Origin of the sequence: Labedella populi, assembly GCF_004078655.1 — a bacterium.
Lineage (GTDB): Bacteria > Actinomycetota > Actinomycetes > Actinomycetales > Microbacteriaceae > Labedella > Labedella populi.
This window is the reverse complement of sequence record NZ_RZNC01000002.1, coordinates 253,606-273,464: the sequence shown is the minus strand read 5'-3', so window position 1 is coordinate 273,464 and position 19,859 is coordinate 253,606. Positions and strand designations below refer to the sequence as shown.

The 19,859-nt window shown below is 68.4% G+C and carries 20 protein-coding genes; 11 read left to right on the top strand and 9 right to left on the bottom strand.

Annotated features, from left to right (window positions below):
* Positions 1 to 22: 22 nt before the first annotated feature.
* Both ELQ92_RS06915 and ELQ92_RS06910 read right to left on the bottom strand, forming a co-directional pair.
* Entirely contained in the window at positions 23 to 703 is a 681-nt protein-coding gene (locus tag ELQ92_RS06915; RefSeq protein ID WP_128498266.1) for a response regulator transcription factor, read from the bottom strand.
* On the bottom strand, positions 700 to 1,869 hold the full coding sequence (locus ELQ92_RS06910) for a sensor histidine kinase (protein ID WP_128498265.1): 1,170 nt from the start codon (positions 1,867 to 1,869) through the stop codon (positions 700 to 702). Before ELQ92_RS06910 ends, ELQ92_RS06915 begins: the two co-directional genes overlap by 4 nt.
* A gap of 185 nt (positions 1,870 to 2,054) precedes the next feature.
* Here ELQ92_RS06910 and phoU point away from each other — a divergent pair, with 185 nt between their 5' ends.
* Complete coding sequence (gene phoU, locus ELQ92_RS06905) at positions 2,055 to 2,723, top strand: phosphate signaling complex protein PhoU (protein WP_128498264.1); 669 nt, start codon at positions 2,055 to 2,057, stop codon at positions 2,721 to 2,723.
* Positions 2,724 to 2,807: 84 nt separating this feature from the next.
* On the opposite strand, the gene ELQ92_RS06900 is transcribed toward phoU, so the two are convergent.
* A complete protein-coding gene (locus ELQ92_RS06900; RefSeq protein ID WP_128498263.1) occupies positions 2,808 to 3,557 on the bottom strand; it encodes a phosphoglyceromutase in 750 nt (249 codons plus the stop codon).
* Positions 3,558 to 3,635: 78 nt separating this feature from the next.
* On the opposite strand from ELQ92_RS06900, the gene ELQ92_RS06895 reads away from it, so the two are divergent.
* Complete coding sequence (locus ELQ92_RS06895; RefSeq protein ID WP_128498262.1) at positions 3,636 to 4,463, top strand: class I SAM-dependent methyltransferase; 828 nt, start codon at positions 3,636 to 3,638, stop codon at positions 4,461 to 4,463.
* A 10-nt stretch (positions 4,464 to 4,473) separates the two neighbouring features.
* On the opposite strand, the gene ELQ92_RS06890 is transcribed toward ELQ92_RS06895, so the two are convergent.
* From ELQ92_RS06890 to ELQ92_RS06875, 4 genes are all read right to left on the bottom strand, one after another.
* A complete protein-coding gene (locus tag ELQ92_RS06890) occupies positions 4,474 to 5,604 on the bottom strand; it encodes an FUSC family protein (protein WP_243694910.1) in 1,131 nt (376 codons plus the stop codon).
* Positions 5,605 to 5,608: 4 nt separating this feature from the next.
* Complete coding sequence (gene ygfZ / locus ELQ92_RS06885) at positions 5,609 to 6,736, bottom strand: CAF17-like 4Fe-4S cluster assembly/insertion protein YgfZ (protein WP_128498261.1); 1,128 nt, start codon at positions 6,734 to 6,736, stop codon at positions 5,609 to 5,611.
* Complete coding sequence (locus tag ELQ92_RS06880) at positions 6,736 to 7,332, bottom strand: nitrobindin family protein (protein ID WP_128498260.1); 597 nt, start codon at positions 7,330 to 7,332, stop codon at positions 6,736 to 6,738. The genes ygfZ and ELQ92_RS06880 overlap by 1 nt, the downstream gene beginning before the upstream one ends.
* A gap of 231 nt (positions 7,333 to 7,563) precedes the next feature.
* Positions 7,564 to 7,857, bottom strand: a complete 294-nt coding sequence (locus ELQ92_RS06875) for a hypothetical protein (RefSeq protein WP_128498259.1) — start codon at positions 7,855 to 7,857, stop codon at positions 7,564 to 7,566.
* Between the two features lie 78 nt (positions 7,858 to 7,935).
* Between ELQ92_RS06875 and ELQ92_RS06870 the strand changes: the two genes are divergently transcribed.
* From ELQ92_RS06870 to pstB, 8 genes are all read left to right on the top strand, one after another.
* Positions 7,936 to 8,625 carry a response regulator transcription factor gene (locus ELQ92_RS06870; protein WP_208004264.1) on the top strand — a complete coding sequence of 230 codons (690 nt, stop codon included), beginning with the start codon at positions 7,936 to 7,938 and terminating at the stop codon, positions 8,623 to 8,625.
* 14 nt (positions 8,626 to 8,639) lie between these two features.
* Positions 8,640 to 9,533, top strand: coding sequence for a mycothiol synthase (gene mshD / locus ELQ92_RS06865; protein WP_128498258.1), 894 nt, complete (start codon positions 8,640 to 8,642; stop codon positions 9,531 to 9,533).
* 56 nt (positions 9,534 to 9,589) lie between these two features.
* A complete protein-coding gene (locus ELQ92_RS06860; protein WP_128498257.1) occupies positions 9,590 to 11,764 on the top strand; it encodes an RNA degradosome polyphosphate kinase in 2,175 nt (724 codons plus the stop codon).
* Entirely contained in the window at positions 11,761 to 12,705 is a 945-nt protein-coding gene (locus ELQ92_RS06855; protein ID WP_128498256.1) for an NUDIX hydrolase, read from the top strand. Before ELQ92_RS06860 ends, ELQ92_RS06855 begins: the two co-directional genes overlap by 4 nt.
* Positions 12,706 to 12,860: 155 nt before the next feature.
* Positions 12,861 to 13,958, top strand: coding sequence for a phosphate ABC transporter substrate-binding protein PstS (locus ELQ92_RS06850; RefSeq protein ID WP_128498255.1), 1,098 nt, complete (start codon positions 12,861 to 12,863; stop codon positions 13,956 to 13,958).
* Positions 13,959 to 14,052: 94 nt separating this feature from the next.
* Positions 14,053 to 15,000: a phosphate ABC transporter permease subunit PstC gene (gene pstC, locus ELQ92_RS06845; protein WP_128498254.1), complete on the top strand. Its 948-nt coding sequence runs from the start codon at positions 14,053 to 14,055 to the stop codon at positions 14,998 to 15,000.
* The gene (gene pstA, locus ELQ92_RS06840; RefSeq protein WP_128498253.1) at positions 15,000 to 16,103 is read left to right on the top strand and encodes a phosphate ABC transporter permease PstA; all 1,104 of its coding nucleotides are present in this window, start codon (positions 15,000 to 15,002) and stop codon (positions 16,101 to 16,103) included. Before pstC ends, pstA begins: the two co-directional genes overlap by 1 nt.
* Before the next feature lie 22 nt (positions 16,104 to 16,125).
* The gene (gene pstB, locus ELQ92_RS06835) at positions 16,126 to 16,905 is read left to right on the top strand and encodes a phosphate ABC transporter ATP-binding protein PstB (protein ID WP_128498252.1); all 780 of its coding nucleotides are present in this window, start codon (positions 16,126 to 16,128) and stop codon (positions 16,903 to 16,905) included.
* A gap of 166 nt (positions 16,906 to 17,071) precedes the next feature.
* Here the strand turns inward: pstB and ELQ92_RS06830 are convergent, their stop codons facing one another.
* Positions 17,072 to 17,959: an anti-sigma factor gene (locus tag ELQ92_RS06830; protein ID WP_128498251.1), complete on the bottom strand. Its 888-nt coding sequence runs from the start codon at positions 17,957 to 17,959 to the stop codon at positions 17,072 to 17,074.
* On the bottom strand, positions 17,956 to 18,564 hold the full coding sequence (sigK, locus tag ELQ92_RS06825; protein ID WP_279432158.1) for an ECF RNA polymerase sigma factor SigK: 609 nt from the start codon (positions 18,562 to 18,564) through the stop codon (positions 17,956 to 17,958). Before sigK ends, ELQ92_RS06830 begins: the two co-directional genes overlap by 4 nt.
* Before the next feature lie 445 nt (positions 18,565 to 19,009).
* On the opposite strand from sigK, the gene ELQ92_RS06820 reads away from it, so the two are divergent.
* Complete coding sequence (locus ELQ92_RS06820) at positions 19,010 to 19,672, top strand: fasciclin domain-containing protein (RefSeq protein WP_128498250.1); 663 nt, start codon at positions 19,010 to 19,012, stop codon at positions 19,670 to 19,672.
* The last annotated feature ends 187 nt before the right edge of the window (positions 19,673 to 19,859 follow it).

Genomic DNA, 19,859 nt, shown 5'->3' with positions numbered 1-19,859 from the left:
GTCGTTCCCGGGCCCGTCCCGATCAGGGCTCGAAGCGGTAGCCCAACCCACGCACCGTGACGAGCATGACCGGCTCGGAGGGCGTCTCCTCGATGCGCGAGCGGATGCGCTTGATGTGCACGTCGAGGGTCTTCGTGTCGCCGAAGTAGTCGCTCCCCCAGACGCGATCGATGAGTTGACCACGAGTGAGCACGCGGCCGGCGTTGCGAAGCAGGAGCTCGAGGAGTTCGAACTCCTTGAGCGGCATCGAGACCTCCTGACCACGGACGGTCACGGTGTGCCGGTCGACGTCCATCTGGACACTCCCCGCCTCGAGGACGGACTCGGTTTCGTCGATGTCGGGACCACGCCGACGGAGCACGGCGCGCACCCGCGCCAGCAGTTCCCGCGTCGAGTACGGCTTCGTGACGTAGTCGTCCGCTCCGAGCTCGAGACCCACGACGATGTCCACTTCGGAGTCCTTGGCGGTCAGCATGATGATCGGGACCGACGAGACCGCGCGGATCTGCCGGCACACCTCCGTGCCCGGGATGCCGGGAAGCATGAGGTCGAGGAGCACGAGGTCCGCACCGTGCGTGACGAACTCGTCGACCGCCGTCGGGCCGTCCGCCGCCACCCGCACCTCGTAGCCCTCGCGGCCGAGCAGATACGCCAGGGGTTCGCTGAGGGATTCTTCGTCCTCGACGAGCAGGATGCTGGTCATCGCGACACCTTTCTCTTGGATCGTCCGCCGGAGACGGTGGGCTCCTGCGGGGCTTGCGGCAGGCGGATGGTGAAAGTCGATCCGCGACCGAGCTGCGACCACACCTTCACCTCGCCCCCGTGGTTCTGGACGGTGTGCTTGACGATCGCGAGACCGAGGCCCGTGCCGCCGGTGCGCCGCGATCGCGCCTCGTCGACGCGGAAGAACCGCTCGAAGACCCGCTCCTTGTCCTCGTCGGCGATACCGATGCCCTGATCGGTGACCGCGATCTCGACGGCGCCATCGACACCGCGAGCCCCCACGCCGACGCGCCCGCCCGGCGACGAGTACGCGATCGCGTTGGTGATCAGGTTGTGCACCGCGACGATGAGCAACGGCTCGTCGCCGTACACGGCGAGACCCTTCGCACGCGCACCGACGAGTTCGATCCCCGACGACTCCGCGAGGACCCTGCTCTGGTCGATGGCGGCCGCGAGGATGTGATCGACGTCGATGAGTTCGGGCCGGGCCAGGGCGTCGGCTGCCTGCAGACGGGACAACTCGATGATCTCGGCGGTGATCTTCGCGAGCCGCGCCGCCTCCGCGCTCATCTTCGTCGCGAAACGGCGGACCTGGTCGGGATCGTCCGCGGCGGACTGCAACGCCTCGGCGAGCAGCCCGACGGCGCCGATCGGCGTCTTGAGCTCATGACTGATGTTGGCGATGAAGTCGCGGCGCACCTCGTCGAGTCGCTTCGCCTCCGTGATGTCCTCCGCGAGGACGAGGATGAACCGGGTCCCGAGTCGAGCCGCTCGAACCCGGATGGTCGCGTTCGCCTCGCCGAACCGCCCCTTGCCGAGTTCGAGCTCGACGACGGCCCGCTCCCCCGTCGATCGGACGGAGATCGCCAGACGATCGATCTCCTCGTGGACGAGCACGCCACCACGGACGAGGCCCATCGCGACGGCGCCCGGAGACGCCTTCACGACGTTGGCCGAGGGATCGAGCACGATGCCCGCGCTCTCGAGAGCATCGAGGATCTGGTCGACCCCGTCGGGGACTTTCGGTGATGCGACGTTCGCAACGCGTTCACTCCGGCGGAACGCCAGGTACACGAAGCTCGTGAAGGCTGCGCCCATGAGGGCTCCCAGAGCCACTGCGGCGAGCACCACCCAGGGGGACTCCATGAGACTAGATTAGAGGCACGCCGAGACGGCGGTCGGACCACGGCCCCCGGAATTGCGAGGGCCGTCCTGGAGTGTTCATCGTCCCGGCACCGTCCGTTAACCTTCCGACGGCATCGTTGAGACGACGGCGTGGCCGACGATTCGAGCGTCAGCGCCCGCACCCGAACGAGAGAGTGATCCTTTTAATGCGCGAAGTGTTCCAGCAGGAGCTGCACGAAGTCCAGCACCGCCTCGTCGAGATCGCGGAGCTCGTGGCCATCTCGATCGAAGGCGCCGTCCACGCCTTCAACGAGTCCGACGTCGCGCGAGCCGAAGAGGTCATCGAGAACGACAGCCGCATCGACGGCCTGACGGTCGAGCTCGACGAGCTCGCCATCACGATCCTCGCTCGTCAGCAGCCGGTGGCCCGCGACCTCCGGATCGTCGTGAGCGCGCTGCGCATCAGTGCGTCCCTCGAGCGCATGGGAGACATGGCCGAGCACATCGCCCAGCTCGCCCGTTCCCGTTTCCCGGAGCGCGCCGTTCCGCGCGGTCTCCGCTCGACCTTCGCCGAGATGGGCCGGCTCGACGTGGAGATCGCACGCAAGCTCGCGGAGCTCCTGCGCACGGAGGACACCCGCATCGCCGAGGAGATCCGCGACGAGGACGACCTCATCGACGACCTGCACTTGAGCGTCTTCGACAAGGTGCTCGGCGAGACGTGGAAGGGCGAGACCGCCGCGACGGTCGACGCCACGCTCGCGTCGCGCTACCACGAGCGATTCGCCGACCACGCCGTGTCGATCGCCAAGAAGGTGCAATACCTCGCGACTGGCGATTGGGCTCCGGAGAGCACGGCACCGACGCACGCCTGACACGTCAGACCACACGTGCGGGCTTCGGTCCTCTCCCCGATGGGATGAGGGACCGAAGCCCGCACTTTCGCGTTGTGGGAGCGGCTACTTCTTGCCCTGGGCGGCGACGGCCGCGGCGCCGGCGGCGGCGGCCTCCGGGTCGAGGTATCGGCCGGCGCCGATGGGACGGAAGTCGGCGTCGAGCGTGTAGACGAGCGGGATGCCCGTGGGGATGTTGAGCTCGGAGATCTCATCGTCCGAGATGTCGTCGAGGTGCTTGACGAGCGCACGCAGCGAGTTGCCGTGAGCCGTGACGAGCACGGTCTTGCCGGCCGCGAGATCGACGGTGATGTCGGACTCCCAGTACGGCAGCATGCGGGCGATGACATCCTTCAGGCACTCCGTCGCCGGGACCTCGCCGTCGATGCCGACGTAGCGCGGGTCGTTCGCCTGGGAGTACTCGTCATCGCCGGCGATCGGGGGCGGTGGGACGTCGAACGAGCGACGCCACGTCATGAACTGCTCCTGGCCGTACTCGGCGAGGGTTTGGGCCTTGTCCTTGCCCTGCAGTGCACCGTAGTGACGCTCGTTGAGGCGCCATGAGCGCTTCACGGGGATCCAGAGCCGGTCGGCGACCTCGAGCGCGAGGTTGGCCGTCTGGATCGCGCGGGTGAGCACGGACGTGTAGAGAACGTCGGCCTCGATGCCCGCCTCGACGAGCAGGTCGCCGGCGCGCTTCGCCTCGGCGACGCCCTGGTCGCTCAAGCGGACGTCGACCCATCCCGTGAAGAGGTTCTTCTGGTTCCAGTCGCTGTTACCGTGCCGCAGCAGCACGAGGGTGTAGGGCTCAGACATGGCTCAAGCCTAGCGGTGGAGGCCTCGGGAATCGCGCCCGTAGAGCGGCTCCGGTCGGCGGCCTGAGAGAATGGGCACATGCCCATCGGGGAGATCACGCGCGGGACGACCAACACGAATCGTCTCCGCCGCGTCGATCGCTTCATCGCTCGGCACCGGTCGTTCACGCGAGCCGCAGCCCCCCTCGTCGTCGACCTCGGTTTCGGCGCGAGCGGGGTCACCGCGTTCGAACTGGCCGCCCGACTGCGCCGCGCGCGTGCCGACGTCAGGGTCCACGGACTCGAGATCGATCCTGCACGCGTCGCGACGGCGCGCGCGCAGCTCGCTGAGGTGCGTTCCGGCGGGACGTCGTTCCCGTCGGACCTCGCAGTGACGATCGGTCTCGGCGGGTTCGAGACGCCGACGCCCGACGGCTCGCCGCCCGACGTCATTCGCGCATTCAACGTCCTACGGCAATACGACGAGGCCGACGTGACGGACGCATGGCGGCGGATGTCCGCGCGCCTCTCGCCCGCGGGAGCGCTGATGGAGGGCACGTGCGACGAGCTGGGACGGATCGCCAGCTGGGTGACGATCCCCCGGGACGGGCACGCGACGTTCTCGCTGTCACTGCGGCTGACGGGGCTCGAGCGGCCGTCGATCGTCGCCGAGCGGCTCCCCAAGGCGCTCATTCACCGGAACGTCCCCGGCGAGCCGGTGCACGCTCTGTTGGAGGAGCTCGACCGACAGTGGCTGCGAAACGCTCCTCTCGGCACCTACGGTCCAGTGCAGCGGTTCGTCGCAGCGATCGACGGACTGCGCTCCTCGGGTCGCACCGTGATCGGCGGGCGAGACCGGTGGAGACTCGGGGAGTTGACCGTGCCGTGGGCCGACGTCGCGCCCGTCGACGGCGCACGGCTCCCCTGACCCTCACTCGTCAGGTCGGCGGCAGCAGTTCCTGCGCCTCCCGGAGCGGAAGCCCCGTCGCGACGAGCAGATCCACGATGAGGGGCCGGACCGCGATCACGACGGATTGCTCCGACACGGACTCGCGCGCCCCGACGACCTCCTCGGGACGGACGTGGCGCGCGAGTTCCTCGAGCGCACGGCGCGCGATCGGGAGCTGCTCGATGTCGTCGAGGCTCGCGGACAGCAGCGTCACCGCGGTCACGACGCGAGCGAGCACGTCGGCGATCCCCGGGCGTCGGCTTCCGTCTCGACTGAGGTAGTCGATGCGACGCGCGATCACTCGGAGGTTCCGCGTCGCCAGATCCATCCCCTCGAGCATGGCCGCCTGCCGCTCGAGCTCTCCGCGATGCCGCCTGACGAGCGGAGAGACGCGCACGATCGCTCGCGCCGACTCGAGCGATGTGGTCCAGGCGTCGAGGAGCGGCTGCGTCCCTCGAGCGCGGGCGAGGGCACGGTCCGCTTCGGTCCGGTCCCCGAACCGCGCGGCCGTCACGAGCGAGGCGGTGACGGCGAGGAACTCGTCGAAGACCGCTCGCGCCTCCCGCACGGCGGTCCGGCGGGGGTCACGCGGGATCACTGCGGTCGCGAGCAGCGCCACCGCACCACCGACGACCCCGTCGACGACGCGGATGAAGGGGCCCCCGTCGGGAGCGGGCAGGAGCACCACGAGGATCGACTGGATCGCCGCAGCGATCGCGAAGGCTCCCGCGGGCGAGAGCGCTCGTGCGACGACGAGCGTCACGGCGAGGACCACGGCGAGCTGCAGCACTCCCTGACCAAAGGTCAGCACGATGACCTCGGCGACCGCGATGCCGAGCGTCATGCCGATCGCGGTCTCGAGGACGCGCGCCGGCCGTGCGTCGCGCACGAAGCCGAGACTCGAGAGGGAGACGGTCACCGCGAGCAGCGGGACGTCGTGCCCGAGGACCTCTCGCGCGAAAACGTATGCCGCGACCGCCGCGAGAATGATCTGCAGGATCGCGGGGAGCGACGTGCCCGCTCGGCGGAGCGAGACCGTCGACGTGATGCGGGTCCGCACGCGCGCGCGACGCCCGCGCGGATGCGCTCCCTCACCGGTGGGAGCGCGACGGTCCCTCATGGGGTCAGCGACCGAGCCGGGGCAAGCGGGCAACGTCGGCCGTGGCACCGGCGCCTTGCGGCACGATCGTCTGCTGCGCGGCTGCGACCACCGTGTCGTCGGCGCGGATCGACAGGACGAGCTCGGACGGCACGGCCCGCTTGATCACGGCGAGCGCTACGGGCCCGAGGTCGTGGTGGATGGCGGAGGACGTCACATGACCGACCTCGCGCTCCACTCCGTCGCGCTCCGCGGTGACGACGGCGCCGTGGGGCGGAAGCACGGCGTCGCTCCCGTCGAGGTGCAGCATGACGACCCGGCGCGGCGGGTGGCCGAGGTTGTGGACCTTCGCGACCGTCTCCTGGCCGCGGTAGCACCCCTTCTCGAGATGGACGGCGGTGCGCAACCAGTCGAGCTCGTGCGGGATCGTGCGTTCGTCCGCCTCGGCGATCTGGCGGGGACGCCATGCCGCGATGCGGAGCGCCTCGGCCGCGAGTGACCCCGAGGCGGCGACAACGCCGGCGTCGACGAGCGCGACGACCTCGGGGAGCCGGTCGCGCTCGACGATCGACTCGATCCATGTGCGCTGCGCGCCGGGATGATCGGAGACCGCGTACTGCCAGCCGCCCGCGACGACGGCGGCCCACGGGTCGTGCCAGTCGAGGCGCACACCCGACGGGGCGGCGACCGGCAGGTCGTCGATCACGCGCGTCGACGCCACGACCGCGTATTCCGACGTGCGATCGGTGACCTCGACGCGCAGCATGAAGCGCATCCGGTCGAGCCACGCGGCGAGCGGCGCGGCGTAGCCCGGGTCGAGGATCAACCAGGTCGTCTCGCCGTCGTCGAGCACTCGTGCGGCGTACTCGACGCGTCCGTGAGGATCCAGGACGAGCGTCTCGGCAGACGCGCCCGGAGCGAGCCGCGCCAGGTCCTGCGACGTGAGGGAGTGCAGAAGCTGGAGTCGGTCGTCGCCTGCGAGCGACACGATCCCGAGATCGGATTCGTCGACGACGGCGCGACCGCCCTCGAGTGCGCGCTGCTCCCGGATCGGGTCGCCGTAGTGGAAGGGGACGCGGACGACGTCGGGCCGGTCGTCGACGGACTCGGGGAGGACGGCCCCCGGGAGGGAGGAGAAGACGGAGTCCGCCATCAGTCGACCTTCGCGAGTCGCGCGGACGCATGCGTGCGCAGGTCCTGCCCGAGCGCGGCGACGTCCCACGCCCACAACAGGTGCGCGTCGACGAGGCCGTAGAGACGCGTCGCGGCCGCGTACGGCTTCGACCCGGCGGTTCGCATGACCGCGTCGGTCGCGAGGTCGATGCGGGGGCCCTTGACCTGCCCGAGGTACAGCTCGCTCACGCCACCCGGGTGCACGAGCGCCACCTCGAGATCGAAGCCGCCGTCGGAGTTCCGCAACGTCTCGACGGACTCAGCCGTGGTGAAGGGCCTCGGGGCGGTCGGCGGGAGCATCGCGGGGCCGGGGTCGCCCTCGAGTTGCGAGCGATGCAACCGCCAATAGCCACTCTCGGCGACGAGCGGAGTGCGGTCCTCGTCGTCGAGCCACGTGTACGACGTGTAATTGAGGTACGGCAGGCCGTCGTGGCTGAACGAGATGCGCTGCCCGAACTCGCGGGAGACGGACCCGTCACCGATGGCGTAGTCGATGACTCCGGAGCCCTCCCAGACGCCGATGAGCCAGGACAGCGGGACGAGTTCGGCCGGGAGGCCGACCGGGATCTCGATCACGATGCGAGGACCGTCAGCGCTGACCGCGGTAGAGGTTGTAGATGACCACGCCGGAGACGTAGGCGATCGCGAGGCTGGCGAGACCGAGAAGACCGAGGTAGAAGAGTTCGAGCGCGAGCATGCGTCGAGTCTACCCGCCGTACCGCCCCGGACGGCCGCCGAACCCGCGTTCAGCGGCGATCAGCCGGAGGATCCGAGTGCACTCTCGGAATGCGGTCGCGGAGAGCGGCCTCAGCGGGCGAACAGAGAGGCGATCGCGATCACGATCGAGCTCAGCACGAGGACGACGACGGTACCGCTCACACTGATCGAGACGCGTGTGAGGTAACCGGCCGTGATGCCGCCCGCGAGTTGGATGCCGAACGTCAGGAGCACACTTCCGGCGAGGGCGACCCCGAGCCAGGCGAATTGCGTGTCGGGTTCGGCGAGGACCCCGATCGCGATGGAGGCGACGAGAGCCGTGACCCAGACCGCGACGACGCCGATCCAGGATCGATCCTGCACGTCCATCGACCGCTCGCTCATGCCTCCATGATGCCTGATGGCACGGGCGGCCGTGACCACTGGCATAGTATTGTCGCAGTCACGATCCGGAGGACACGCTTGGCGCAGCTACTCATCCTGACATCGGCCGTCGGCGCGGAGGTGCTCCCGTCGCTCGGACTGCTCAGTCACCGGGTCCGCCAGATCCCCGCACAGCCCGCCCAACTCGTCAACGCTCCGGGCAGCGACCTCATCCTCGTCGACGCCCGCCGGGACCTCGCTGCCGCGAAGTCGCTCTGCAAGATCCTCACGACCACAGGGATCGCGGTGCCGCTCCTTCTCATCCTCACCGAGGGCGGACTCACAGCGGTGAGCGCCGATTGGGGGGTCGACGACGTCGTGCTCGATTCGGCGGGTCCCGCCGAGGTGGACGCCCGCATCCGGCTCGCGATCGGACGGCAGGCGCAAGAGCAGTCCGCGAGCAAGATCCAGACCTCGGGCGTCGTCATCGACGAGGCGAGCTACTCCGCGAAGGTCCAGGGTCGTCCCCTCGACCTCACGTTCAAGGAGTTCGAGCTCTTGCGTTTCCTCGCGACGCACCCCTCCCGCGTCTTCACGCGGGAGCAGCTCCTCAGCGAGGTGTGGGGGTACGACTACTTCGGGGGGACGCGGACGGTCGACGTACACGTCCGTCGACTCCGCGCGAAGCTCGGCGATCTCGAGCAGCTCATCGGCACGGTGCGCAACGTGGGGTACCGCTTCAACGTGTACGAGGACGACAACGCCCCCGCCCCCACCCCGAGTCCGTGACCTGAACGAGGACGATGATGCGCCGGCTCCGACTCCGAGTACGCGATCTGAACGATCCCGAGGTCGCGGAAGACGTCCGCACGCTCGAGAGGCGGGCGCAGTCCGTCGACGGCCAGCCGCCGTTCAACGACCAGGCCCGGCTCGATGCCCGATCGGGCTCCCGGACGTTCATCGCGGCGATCGCCCCGAGCGACGAGGACGACTCGGAGACGATGATCGGAGCCGCGATCCTCGGGCAGGGCGAACTCGAGTTCACGATCGACCCCGAATGGCGGTCGTACGGGTACGGAGACGCGGCCATCACGGCCCTCGTCGGGAGCGCTCCTCCGAACCTGTCGGCGTGGGCGCACGGCGACCATCCGGCGGCCTCCGCCCTCGCGTCGCGCCACGGCTTCGATCGCGTCCGGACTCTCCTCCAGCTCCGGATGCCTCTCGACGGACGCATCAGGTCGACGGCTCCTCGCCGCTCCGACGTCGTGATCACGCCGTTCGTCCCCGGCCACGACGAGGCCGACTGGGTGGCCCTCAACGCGCTCGCGTTCGCGACGCACCCGGAGCAGGGCAGACTCACGATCGACGATGTGCTCGCACGTGAGCGAGAGCCCTGGTTCGACGCGGAGGACCTGCTCCTCGCCCGGGACGATAATGGCGACCTCGTCGGCTCCATCTGGCTCAAGGTCGACGGGGGCGTCGGCGAGGTGTACGCCGTGGGCGTGCATCCAGATCATGCCGGCCGGGGCCTCGGTCGCACCCTCATGGAGGCCGGCCTCGACCGGCTCGAGCGGTCCGGAGTCGAGACGGCGGCGCTCTACGTCGAGGCGGACAACGAGCGCGCGACACGGCTCTACCGGTCGTTGGGCTTCGCCGATCACACGGTCGACGTACAGTACCGGCGCCGGGCGCGTTAAGGGGAAGTTCACCGCCTCGGTCGAATCCGGTGCGGCGCTGATGACAAGATGTGGGGATGGTTCCCGAGACATTCGCCACCGACGCCGGCCTCGACCGCGACGACGACGACTTCGACCCCGTCTTCGAGGAGGAGGACCCGGCTCTTCCCGATCACCGCTACCTCGACCGTGAGCTGAGCTGGCTCGCCTTCAACAAGCGCGTGCTCGAACTCGCCGAGGACGACTCGTTGCCCGTCCTCGAACGAGCCAACTTCCTCGCGATCTTCGCCTCGAACCTCGACGAGTTCTTCATGGTGCGCGTCGCGGGCCTCAAGCGCCGCATCGCGACGGGCATCGCCGTGCCGACGAACAACGGGGTGTCGCCGAGCGACGCCCTCGATGACATCCTCGTGGCCGCCCACGAGCTGCAGTCACGGCACGCCGCCGTCTGGCACGATCTGGTGGCCCCCTCGCTCGCCGACGCCGGCATCACCGTCGTCACGTGGGACACCCTGGCCGACGACGTCAAGGCCGACCTCGGAGAGTACTTCTCGTCGCAGATCTTCCCCGTGCTCATGCCCCTCGCGGTCGACCCGGCGCACCCGTTCCCCTACATCTCCGGGCTCTCCCTCAATCTGTCGATCCGCGTTCGCAACACGAAGACCGGCCGCGAGGAGTTCGCCCGCCTCAAGGTGCCCCAGATGCTGCCGCGGTTCGTGCCCGTCGACACCGCGAAGTCGCCGGAGGCCGTCCGCTACATCACCCTCGAGGACCTCATCGCCGAGCACCTCGACTATCTGTTCCCCGGCATGGAGATCCTCGAACACCACGTCTTCCGCGTCACACGGAACGAGGACATGGAGATCGAGGAGGACGAGTCGGAGAACCTCATCCAGGCCCTCGAGCGCGAGCTCCTCCGTCGCCGCTTCGGACCGCCCATCCGGCTCGAGATCACCGAGGACATGGACGACGTGACGCTCGGATTGCTCGTGCGCGAGCTCGACATCACCGATCGGGAGGTCTACCGGCTCCAGGGGCCCCTCGACCTCGGCGGCCTCTTCTCGCTGTCGGCGCTCGACCGCCCGGACCTGCGCTACCCGAAGCACGTCCCCTCGACGGCGTTGCAGCTGCAGCCGAACGAGCCGAACGGCAAGGCGGACATCTTCCAGGCCGTCTCGAAGCGCGACGTGCTCGTCCACCACCCGTACGAGTCCTTCGCGACGAGCGTGCAGGCGTTCCTCGAGCAGGCGGCGGCCGATCCGAACGTCCTCGCGATCAAGCAGACCCTCTACCGCACCTCCGGCGACTCCCCCATCATCGAGGCGCTCATCGACGCCGCCGAGGCCGGCAAGCAGGTCCTGGCCCTCGTCGAGATCAAGGCGCGCTTCGACGAGGCGAACAACATCACGTGGGCGCGCAAGCTCGAGAAGGCCGGCGTTCACGTGGTCTACGGCCTCGTCGGGCTCAAGACGCACTGCAAGCTCGCGCTCGTGATCCGTCAGGAGGGCAACACCCTCCGGCACTACTCCCACATCGGCACGGGCAACTACAATCCGAAGACGAGCCGCATCTACGAGGACTTCGGCCTGTTCACCGCAGACGATCAGGTGGGCAAGGACCTCACGCGCCTCTTCAACGAGCTGTCCGGCTATGCGATCGAGAAGAAGTTCAAGCGCCTGCTCGTCGCGCCCCTCCACCTCCGCAAGGGCCTGCTCAAGGCCATCGACACCGAGCGGCGCAACGCCGAGGCCGGTCGGCCGTCGGGGATCCGCATCAAGGTCAACTCCATCGTCGACGAGGCCATCATCGACGGCCTGTACCGCGCGAGCCAAGCGGGCGTCCCGATCGACATCTGGGTGCGCGGAATCTGCAGTCTGAAGCCGGGCGTGCCCGGAATGAGCGAGACGATCCGGGTCCGGTCCGTGCTCGGCCGCTATCTCGAGCACTCCCGGATCTTCAGCTTCGTGGGCGACGGCGAGCAGAAGACGTACATCGGCAGCGCCGACATGATGCACCGCAACCTCGATCGCCGCGTCGAGGCTCTCGTGCGCCTCACGGATCCCAACCACTTGGCCGAGATCGAGGGGCTCTTCGACCTCGCGATGGACGAGGGCACCATGTCCTGGTACCTCGATGCAGACGGCACGTGGACGAGGCACGCCGTCGACGGCGACGGGCGCCGCCTCGTCGACGTGCAGGAGAAGGTCATGCGAAGCGTCGCCACGCGACGCCGATCACGGTCGCGCCGATGAGCCACGACCACTCCGCAATCTATGCCGCGGGCGCGGTCTGCTGGCGGGTCGTCGACGGCAAGGTCATGGTGCTGCTTGTGCACCGCACGGCCTACGGCGACGTCACGATCCCGAAGGGCAAAGTCGATCCGGGCGAGAGTCTTCCGCAGACGGCTGTGCGGGAGATCAAGGAGGAGACCGGTCTCTCGGTCTGGCTCGGCGTCCCGCTCGGGGCGGCGCAGTACCGCGTGCACTCCGGTCGCGAGAAGATCGTCCACTACTGGGCCGCCGAGGTGACGGAAGCGGCGGTGCTCGCCTCGACTTTCGTGCCGAACGCCGAGATCGCCGCGCTCGAGTGGGTGTCCGTGAAGCGGGCCCTCGCCTATGCGAGTTATGACCAGGACGTCGAGATCCTCCGCCACTTCGCCAAGCTCCTCGACGAGGGCGTCACGTCGACGTTCCCGATCATCGTCCTCCGGCACGCCAAGGCGACGGCCCACAGCGAGTGGAGCGGCTCCGACGCCTCCCGTCCCCTCACCGCCCGCGGCGTCTCCCAAGCGGCGTCGATCGTGCCGTCGCTCCTCGCGTGGGGACCTCGCCGCATCGTCTCAAGTTCCGCGACGCGGTGCATCACGACCGTCGCCCCGCTCGCGGCGGCCCTCGGACGGAAGGCGCGAGTGACCGACGATTTGAGCCAAAACGCCTACGAGGCCGGTGAGGCGGACGTGCGCGCGGTCATCGGCAAGAGAATCGCGTCGGGCAAGCCGGCCGTGCTCTGCAGCCACGGTCCTCTGCTGCCGCTCATCCTCCGTGAGATCGCCCTCGCGACCGCGACCCCGGCCGGATCGTACCTCTCGAGCGCCGCCGATCTCGATCCCGCCGCGTTCTCCGTCGTGCATGTCTCCGCGACGGCGCCGGCCTCCGGCATCATCTCGATCGAGACGCACGAACCTCGCGTCTGAGCGCCGTCGCCCGCGCGTCCGCGGGAGGGATGCGGAGCGGACAGGAGCCGTTCACCTGTTGTTTACCAACGTGATGGAGGCTCGTAAGGCCTCGGACCTAGCGTGAGGGCGGGCCATGCACCGGCCCTCCCCCATCCCGAAGAAACGGACATCACGTGAAGTTCAACACGTTCGGTCGCACCGCGGCCGTCACAGCACTCGCAGCACTCGCCCTGTCCGGGTGTGCCGCGAACGAAGGCGGAACCGCTGGTGGAGACAGCTCGGAGAGCGCGAGCGAGCTCACCGGCACGCTCGTCGGCGCCGGCGCGTCGTCGCAGCAGTCGGCCCAGGAGGCGTGGACCACCGCCTTCCAGACGGCCAACCCCGACGTCACCGTCGAGTATGACCCCGCCGGTTCCGGCGCGGGCCGCGACACCTTCATCGCCGGCGGATCGGCGTTCGCCGGCTCTGACCGCGCGTTCAACGACGAAGAGGTCGCCGCCGGCGAGTTCGGTTCCTGCGCGACCGAGAACATCATCGAGATCCCCGCCTACATCTCCCCGATCGCCGTGGTGTTCAACCTCGAGGGCATCGATTCCCTCAACCTCGACGCCGCGACCATCGCGAGCATCTTCCGCGGGGACATCACGATGTGGAACGACGAGGCCATCGCTTCGCAGAACCCCGACGTCGAACTCCCGGACACGACGATCACGGCCGTGCACCGTCAGGACGACTCGGGCACGACCGAGAACTTCACGGAGTACCTCAACGCCGCCGCTCCCGACGTCTGGACGGACGAGGCCGACGGCGTGTGGCCGCTCGAGGGTGGCGAGGCCGCGTCGCAGACCTCCGGCATGATCGACGCGCTCACCGGCGGCACCGGCACCATCGGTTACGCCGACGCATCGCGCGCCGGTGACCTCGGTACCGTCGCCGTCATGGTCGGCGACGAGTACGTGCCGTACTCCGCCGAGGCTGCTGCCGCCATCGTCGACGCTTCGCCGCTCGTCGAGGGCCGTGGCGAGGGCGACCTCGCCCTCGAGCTCGACCGCACCTCGGAAGAGGCCGGCGTCTACCCCGTCGTCCTCGTGAGCTACCTCATCGCGTGCGAGGAGTACACGGACCCGGCGAGCGCCGAGCTCGTCAAGGCGTACTTCACCTACATCGTGAGCGAAGAGGGACAGCAGGAGGCCGCTGACGCCGCTGGCTCCGCCCCGATCTCCTCCGATCTGTTCGACAAGGCCTCGGCCGCGATCGAGATGATCAAGTAGTTCCCCCAGAGGGTGTGTCCGGTGGTTTCTCACGAAGCCACCGGACACACCCTCGTCCCACGCTCCGCCCCGACCCGACCGAGAGAGCCCGTTCATGACCGCTCCAGCCACCACCGCGCTGATACCCGCGAAACAGCGGCCCGGTGACCGCATCTTCTCCGGCAGTGCGCTCGTGGCCGGCTCCCTCATCCTCGCGGTACTCGCAGCGGTCGCCGCCTTCCTGGTACTTCAGAGCGTCCCTGCCGTCACGACGGACCCGGAGGACATCTCGATCCTCCGCGGCGAGAACCTGCTCGAGTACGTCTGGCCCCTCGTCTTCGGCACGCTGTGGTCGGCGACGATCGCCCTCATCCTCGCGGTGCCCGTCGCCATCGGCATCGCACTCTTCATCAGCCACTACGCGCCCCGCCGCCTCGCCCAGGGCCTCGGTTACGTCATCGACCTCCTCGCGGCCGTCCCATCGGTGGTCTTCGGTCTCTGGGGCGGCAACGTCCTCGCCCCGGCCGTCCAGCCCTTCTACACGTGGCTCGAGCAGAACTTCGGGTGGTTCCCGCTCTTCGCCGGTCCCGCTTCGGGCACGGGCCGCACGATCCTCACCGCGTCCGTCGTCCTCGCCGTCATGATCCTCCCGATCATCACCGCCATCTGCCGCGAGGTGTTCCTCCAGACGCCCGTCCTCCACGAAGAGGCGGCACTCGCCCTCGGAGCGACGCGCTGGGAGATGATCCGTATGGCCGTGCTTCCCTTCGGCCGCGCCGGCATCGTCTCGGCCGCCATGCTCGGCCTCGGACGTGCGCTCGGCGAGACGATGGCGGTCGCCATGGTGCTCTCCGCCTCCGGGGGCGTCACCTTCAACCTCATCAGTTCGAGCAACCCGAGCACGATCGCGGCGAACATCGCGTTGAGCTTCCCCGAGGCCTACGGCGTGAATGTGAATGTACTCATCGCCACGGGCCTCATCCTCTTCGCGATCACCCTGCTCGTGAACACGATCGCGCGCATCGTCGTGAACCGCCGCAAAGACTTCTCTGGAGCGAACTGATGTCCCAGCTCACCGCACCTCCGAAGACAGACGCTCCCGCGGGAGCGATGCCGAACTCGTACGCGACCGGCCGGCTCCCCCGCTTCGTCCCGTGGACGATCCTCGGCGGCTCGTTCATCATCATGATCGCCGTCTTCGCACTCTTCGCATCGGCGGACCCCGAGGGCGGCTTCAACGCGCCGGGCACCGTTTTCCTGTCCGTCGTGCTCTACGGGATCGTGATCTACTTCGTGGCCCGCATGATCGAGGGCCCACGCCGGGCCAAGGACCGCCTCGTGACGACACTCGTCACGCTGGCCTTCGTGATCGCCCTGCTCCCCCTCGTCTCACTGCTCTCGACGGTCGTGCTGAACGGTACGGCGCGTCTCGATGTGACCTTCTTCACCAACTCGATGCGCAACGTCGTGGGTGAGGGCGGCGGCGCGCTGCACGCCATCACGGGCACACTCCTCATGACCGGTGCCGCCGCGATCATCTCGATCCCGATCGGACTCCTCACGTCGATCTACCTCGTCGAGTACGGCCGCGGCCGCCTCGCCCAGGCGATCACCTTCTTCGTCGACGTGATGACCGGTATCCCGTCGATCGTCGCCGGTCTGTTCGCCTACACGCTCTTCGTCATCATCTTCGGTCCGGGCATCCGCCTCGGCATCGCCGGCGCGATCGCCCTCGCCGTACTCATGATCCCCGTGGTCGTGCGCTCGAGCGAGGAGATGCTGCGACTCGTGCCGAACGAGCTCCGGGAAGCGGCCTTCGCTCTCGGCGTGCCGAAGTGGCTCGTCGTCCTGAAGGTGGTCCTGCCCACCTCGATCGCCGGACTCACGACAGGCATCATGCTCTCGATCTCCCGCGTCATCGGTGAGACCGCTCCCCTGCTGGTCGCCGCCGGGTACACGAACAACATGAACTACGACCTCCTCGAGGGCCGGATGCAGAGCCTCCCCGTCTTCGTCTACAGCTCGTACGTCAGTCAGGGCACCGAGGCGCAGGCCTACCTCGACCGCGCGTGGACCGGAGCGCTCACCCTCATCCTCATCGTCATGGCACTCAACCTGCTGGCTCGCTTCATCGCCCGCGCGTTCTCGCCGAAGCTCAGCCGCTAACCCGACCCGAAAGACCACACACGTGTCCAAGCGCATCGAAGTCAACGACCTCAACGTCTACTACTCCAAGTTCCTCGCCGTGGAGGGCGTGAGCCTCACGATCGAACCCCGCAGCGTGACCGCCTTCATCGGCCCGTCCGGCTGCGGCAAGTCCACGTTCCTCCGCACGCTCAACCGCATGCACGAGGTCATCCCCGGCGCTCGCGTCGAAGGCGAGGTCCTCGTCGATGGGGACGACCTGTACGGTGCGGGTGTCGACCCGGTCCTCGTCCGTCGCCAGGTGGGCATGGTCTTCCAGCGACCGAACCCCTTTCCGACGATGTCGATCCGTGAGAACGTCCTCGCTGGCGTGACGCTCAACAACCGGCGCATGTCGCGCTCGGAGGCGGACGAGCTCGTCGAGAGTTCCCTTCAGGGCGCGAACCTCTGGAACGAGGTGAAGGACCGCCTCGACCGACCGGGGTCCGGCCTGTCCGGCGGCCAGCAGCAGCGTCTCTGCATCGCTCGTGCGATCGCCGTCTCCCCCGACATCCTCCTCATGGACGAGCCCTGCTCGGCTCTCGACCCGATCTCGACGCTCGCGATCGAGGACCTCATCGAGGAGCTGAAGAAGGAGTACACGATCGTCATCGTGACCCACAACATGCAGCAGGCGAGCCGCGTGAGCGACCGCACCGCCTTCTTCAACATCGCGGGCACGGGCAAGCCGGGCAAGCTCATCGAGTACGACGACACGAACACGATCTTCACGCAGCCGTCCGTCCAGGCGACCGAGGACTACGTCTCGGGTCGCTTCGGCTGATCCCACTCCGAACCGGGGAAAGATGCAAGCCGCGCCTCTGTTCGAGGCGCGGCTTGCGTCTTTCCCGGCCCGCCGCACCGTGGGAGGACCTCCCGATACGAGAATCCCCCGATCGGATACGAATCGTCGTATCCGGTCGAGGGATTCTCGATCAGTCGGAGAAGCGTCAGGCCGGTTCCACCACGAGGACCGGGTCCGTCGTCGGGGTTCCCCCCGAGCCGCCGGACTTCTCGATCGTGACGGCGACGACGTCGCCCGCATCCATTCCGCCGGCGAGTACGCCCCAGCCGGTGCCGTCGGCACCGGTGTCGAAGATACCGGCCGAGACCGGTCCCGCCTCATCGATGTACCAGAGCTCGTAGGTCTTGTCGCTCGGCAGCTGCGGGAGTCCGTTGACCACGAGTACCGACTTGCCGAGTGTCCCCGACCAGACGAGGGTCGCCGTTCCCCCCTCGCCATCGACCTCTACCGTCGTGCGCTGCACGTCCGAGGCGGAGTTCACCTCGGCGAGGGCGACAGCCTGCGGGAGCTGGTTGCCGTTCTCCACGAGGCCGACGAACATGCTGGACCCGACGATGACGGCGCCGACGGCCGCCGCCGCCACGGCGTAGGAGAGCGGCTTCGAGTACCACCGGCGGTTGGCGCGCTCTTGCGCCTTCCGGATCTGACCGGGCGTGAGCTGGGAGCGCCGATCCGTCGTCTCGGCGACGGGCGCGGCGTCCTCGTCGCCCGACGGCACGGTCGTGAGCACCGGGGCCGGGGCCTGGGGTGCTGGACCACTCGAGGAGCCGACGGCGTGGCGCGAGCTCGGCTCCGCAGACTGCTGCGGGGTCACCGCGATCCGCGCCATGAGAGCAGCCTTCAGATGGGCGGGCGGCTCGACGGGTTCGAGACCGAGACCGAGAGCCGCAGAGACATCCTCGAACGACTCCAACTGCTCACGAGCGGCCGGAGACGTCTCCAGCTCCGTTTCGAACGCGGCCGATTCGTCGGCGTCGAGTCCCCCAGCGGCATACAGGCTCGCGTCGAACCCGGGATCGTTCGAGCTGCTCATGATGCCACCCCCATTTCGTCTCTCAGACGGATCATTCCGTCGCGTATTCGTGTCTTCACGGTGCCGAGCGGCACTCCGAGCATGTCGGAGACCTCGCTGTGGCTGTACCCGCCGTAGTAGGCGAGGGTGACGGCCTGGCGCTGCAGGTCCGTGAGGTTGTGGAGCGCACGCTCTACCCGTTCGTTCTCCAGGCGGAGCTCGGCGGCCTCGGCCACGCTGTCGTAATCGACCGCGTGGTCACGGATCCCCACACGGAGGTCCCGCTCCCTGCTGGCTTGCGAGGCCCGCACACGGTCGACGGCACGACGGTGCGCGATCGTCATGACCCACGTGGTCACTCCACCCTTGTTCGGAGCGTAACGCGGAGCGGTTTGCCAGAGTTCGACGAAGATCTCCTGCATGACCTCCTCCGATTGGGAGGGATCGACGAGCACACGGCGGACGATCGCGAACACCCGGGGAGCGAGCCGGTCATAGAATGCGCCGAAAGCAAGTTGGTCGCCGGCGGCGATCCGGGAGACGAGGAGCTGCAGCTCCGCCGCGGCCGTATCGGCCGTCTGCTTCTGCTGGGCTCGCGCCTCGGTGCTCGTGTCTTCGCTTGCCACGGACTCAAGCATGCCAAACAATCCGGAGAACTCCGGCATCCACTCGCCCGTGGGGGCGGCACCGTTACGCGAACGTGGCGGAGCGATGTCCGTCCTCAGCATCGTCCCTGTCCTTCCGAGCGCCGTTCTCATCGGGTGCGCTCCACGCCGCATCGGTTCAGCCGATCGTCCGCGGGTCGACGACGCCATCGAGAACGGTTCGAGACGGTGCCACGATCGGGTTGGTCCCACGGCGACCCGCTCGGCCTTCTGCCGCCGCCACCTCACGGATTCGATCCGATTCGAACTTTCTGCATATAGAGGGACGACCGCAGCGTCCCGGAGCCGATATTGCAAGAAAGTCCAATCCCCTCCCGTCGAGGTTCCGAATGCCCCATCGAGAGCCGCGGTACAGCGGCCACGCACGCCGACTGACGTCGGCCTCACAATCACAAGGAGTGTTCTCATGCGAGTGAAGAAGCGCAATCTCATGGCTGTCCTGTCCCTCAGTGCCGTTGCGACGTTCGGCCTCGCGGCCTGTTCGACGGGCACCTCGTCCGGCGACGCTGCGAGCGAGGGGCCCTCGATGACCGAGGAGACGACGATGCCGCGCACCGACACAATGGACCCGGCGGCGAACCTCGTCGGCCCCGGTTGCGCCGACTACGCCGAGGCCGTCCCGGACGGCGACGGATCGGTCGCCGGCATGGCTGAGGACCCGGTGGCCGTCGCCGCCTCGAACAACCCCCTGCTCACGCAGCTCACGGCAGCCGTCTCCGGCCAGCTGAACCCCGACGTCGACCTCGTCGACACGCTCAACGGCGGAGAGTTCACCGTCTTCGCTCCCGTCGACGACGCCTTCGCCGCGCTCGACGCCGCGACCGTCACCGCTCTTCAGGGCGACGCGGACCTGCTGACGAGCATCCTCACCTACCACGTGGTCCCCGGCCAGCTGGCTCCCGACGCGGTCGCCGGCGAGCACGCCACCGTGCAGGGCGGCATGGTCGAGGTGACCGGCGAGGGTGACTCGCTCATGGTCAACGACGCGAGCGTCATCTGCGGCGGCGTCACCACCGCGAACGCGACGGTCTACCTCATCGACGGCATCCTCATGCCGCCGACCGAGTAATCTCGCATCATCCCCGAACGCGCTCCGGCGCGATCACCACGAAGCGGTCATGGTTCACGCCATGGCCGCTTCGTCGTGTCCGCATGGTCGCATGTCGCCGTGCACCGCGCAAGCGCTGAGGACTGCTCAACTTGGTCCTAGCCATGTCCCCCGTGCGGGGGACATACTGTCAAGAATGAGTGTTCCT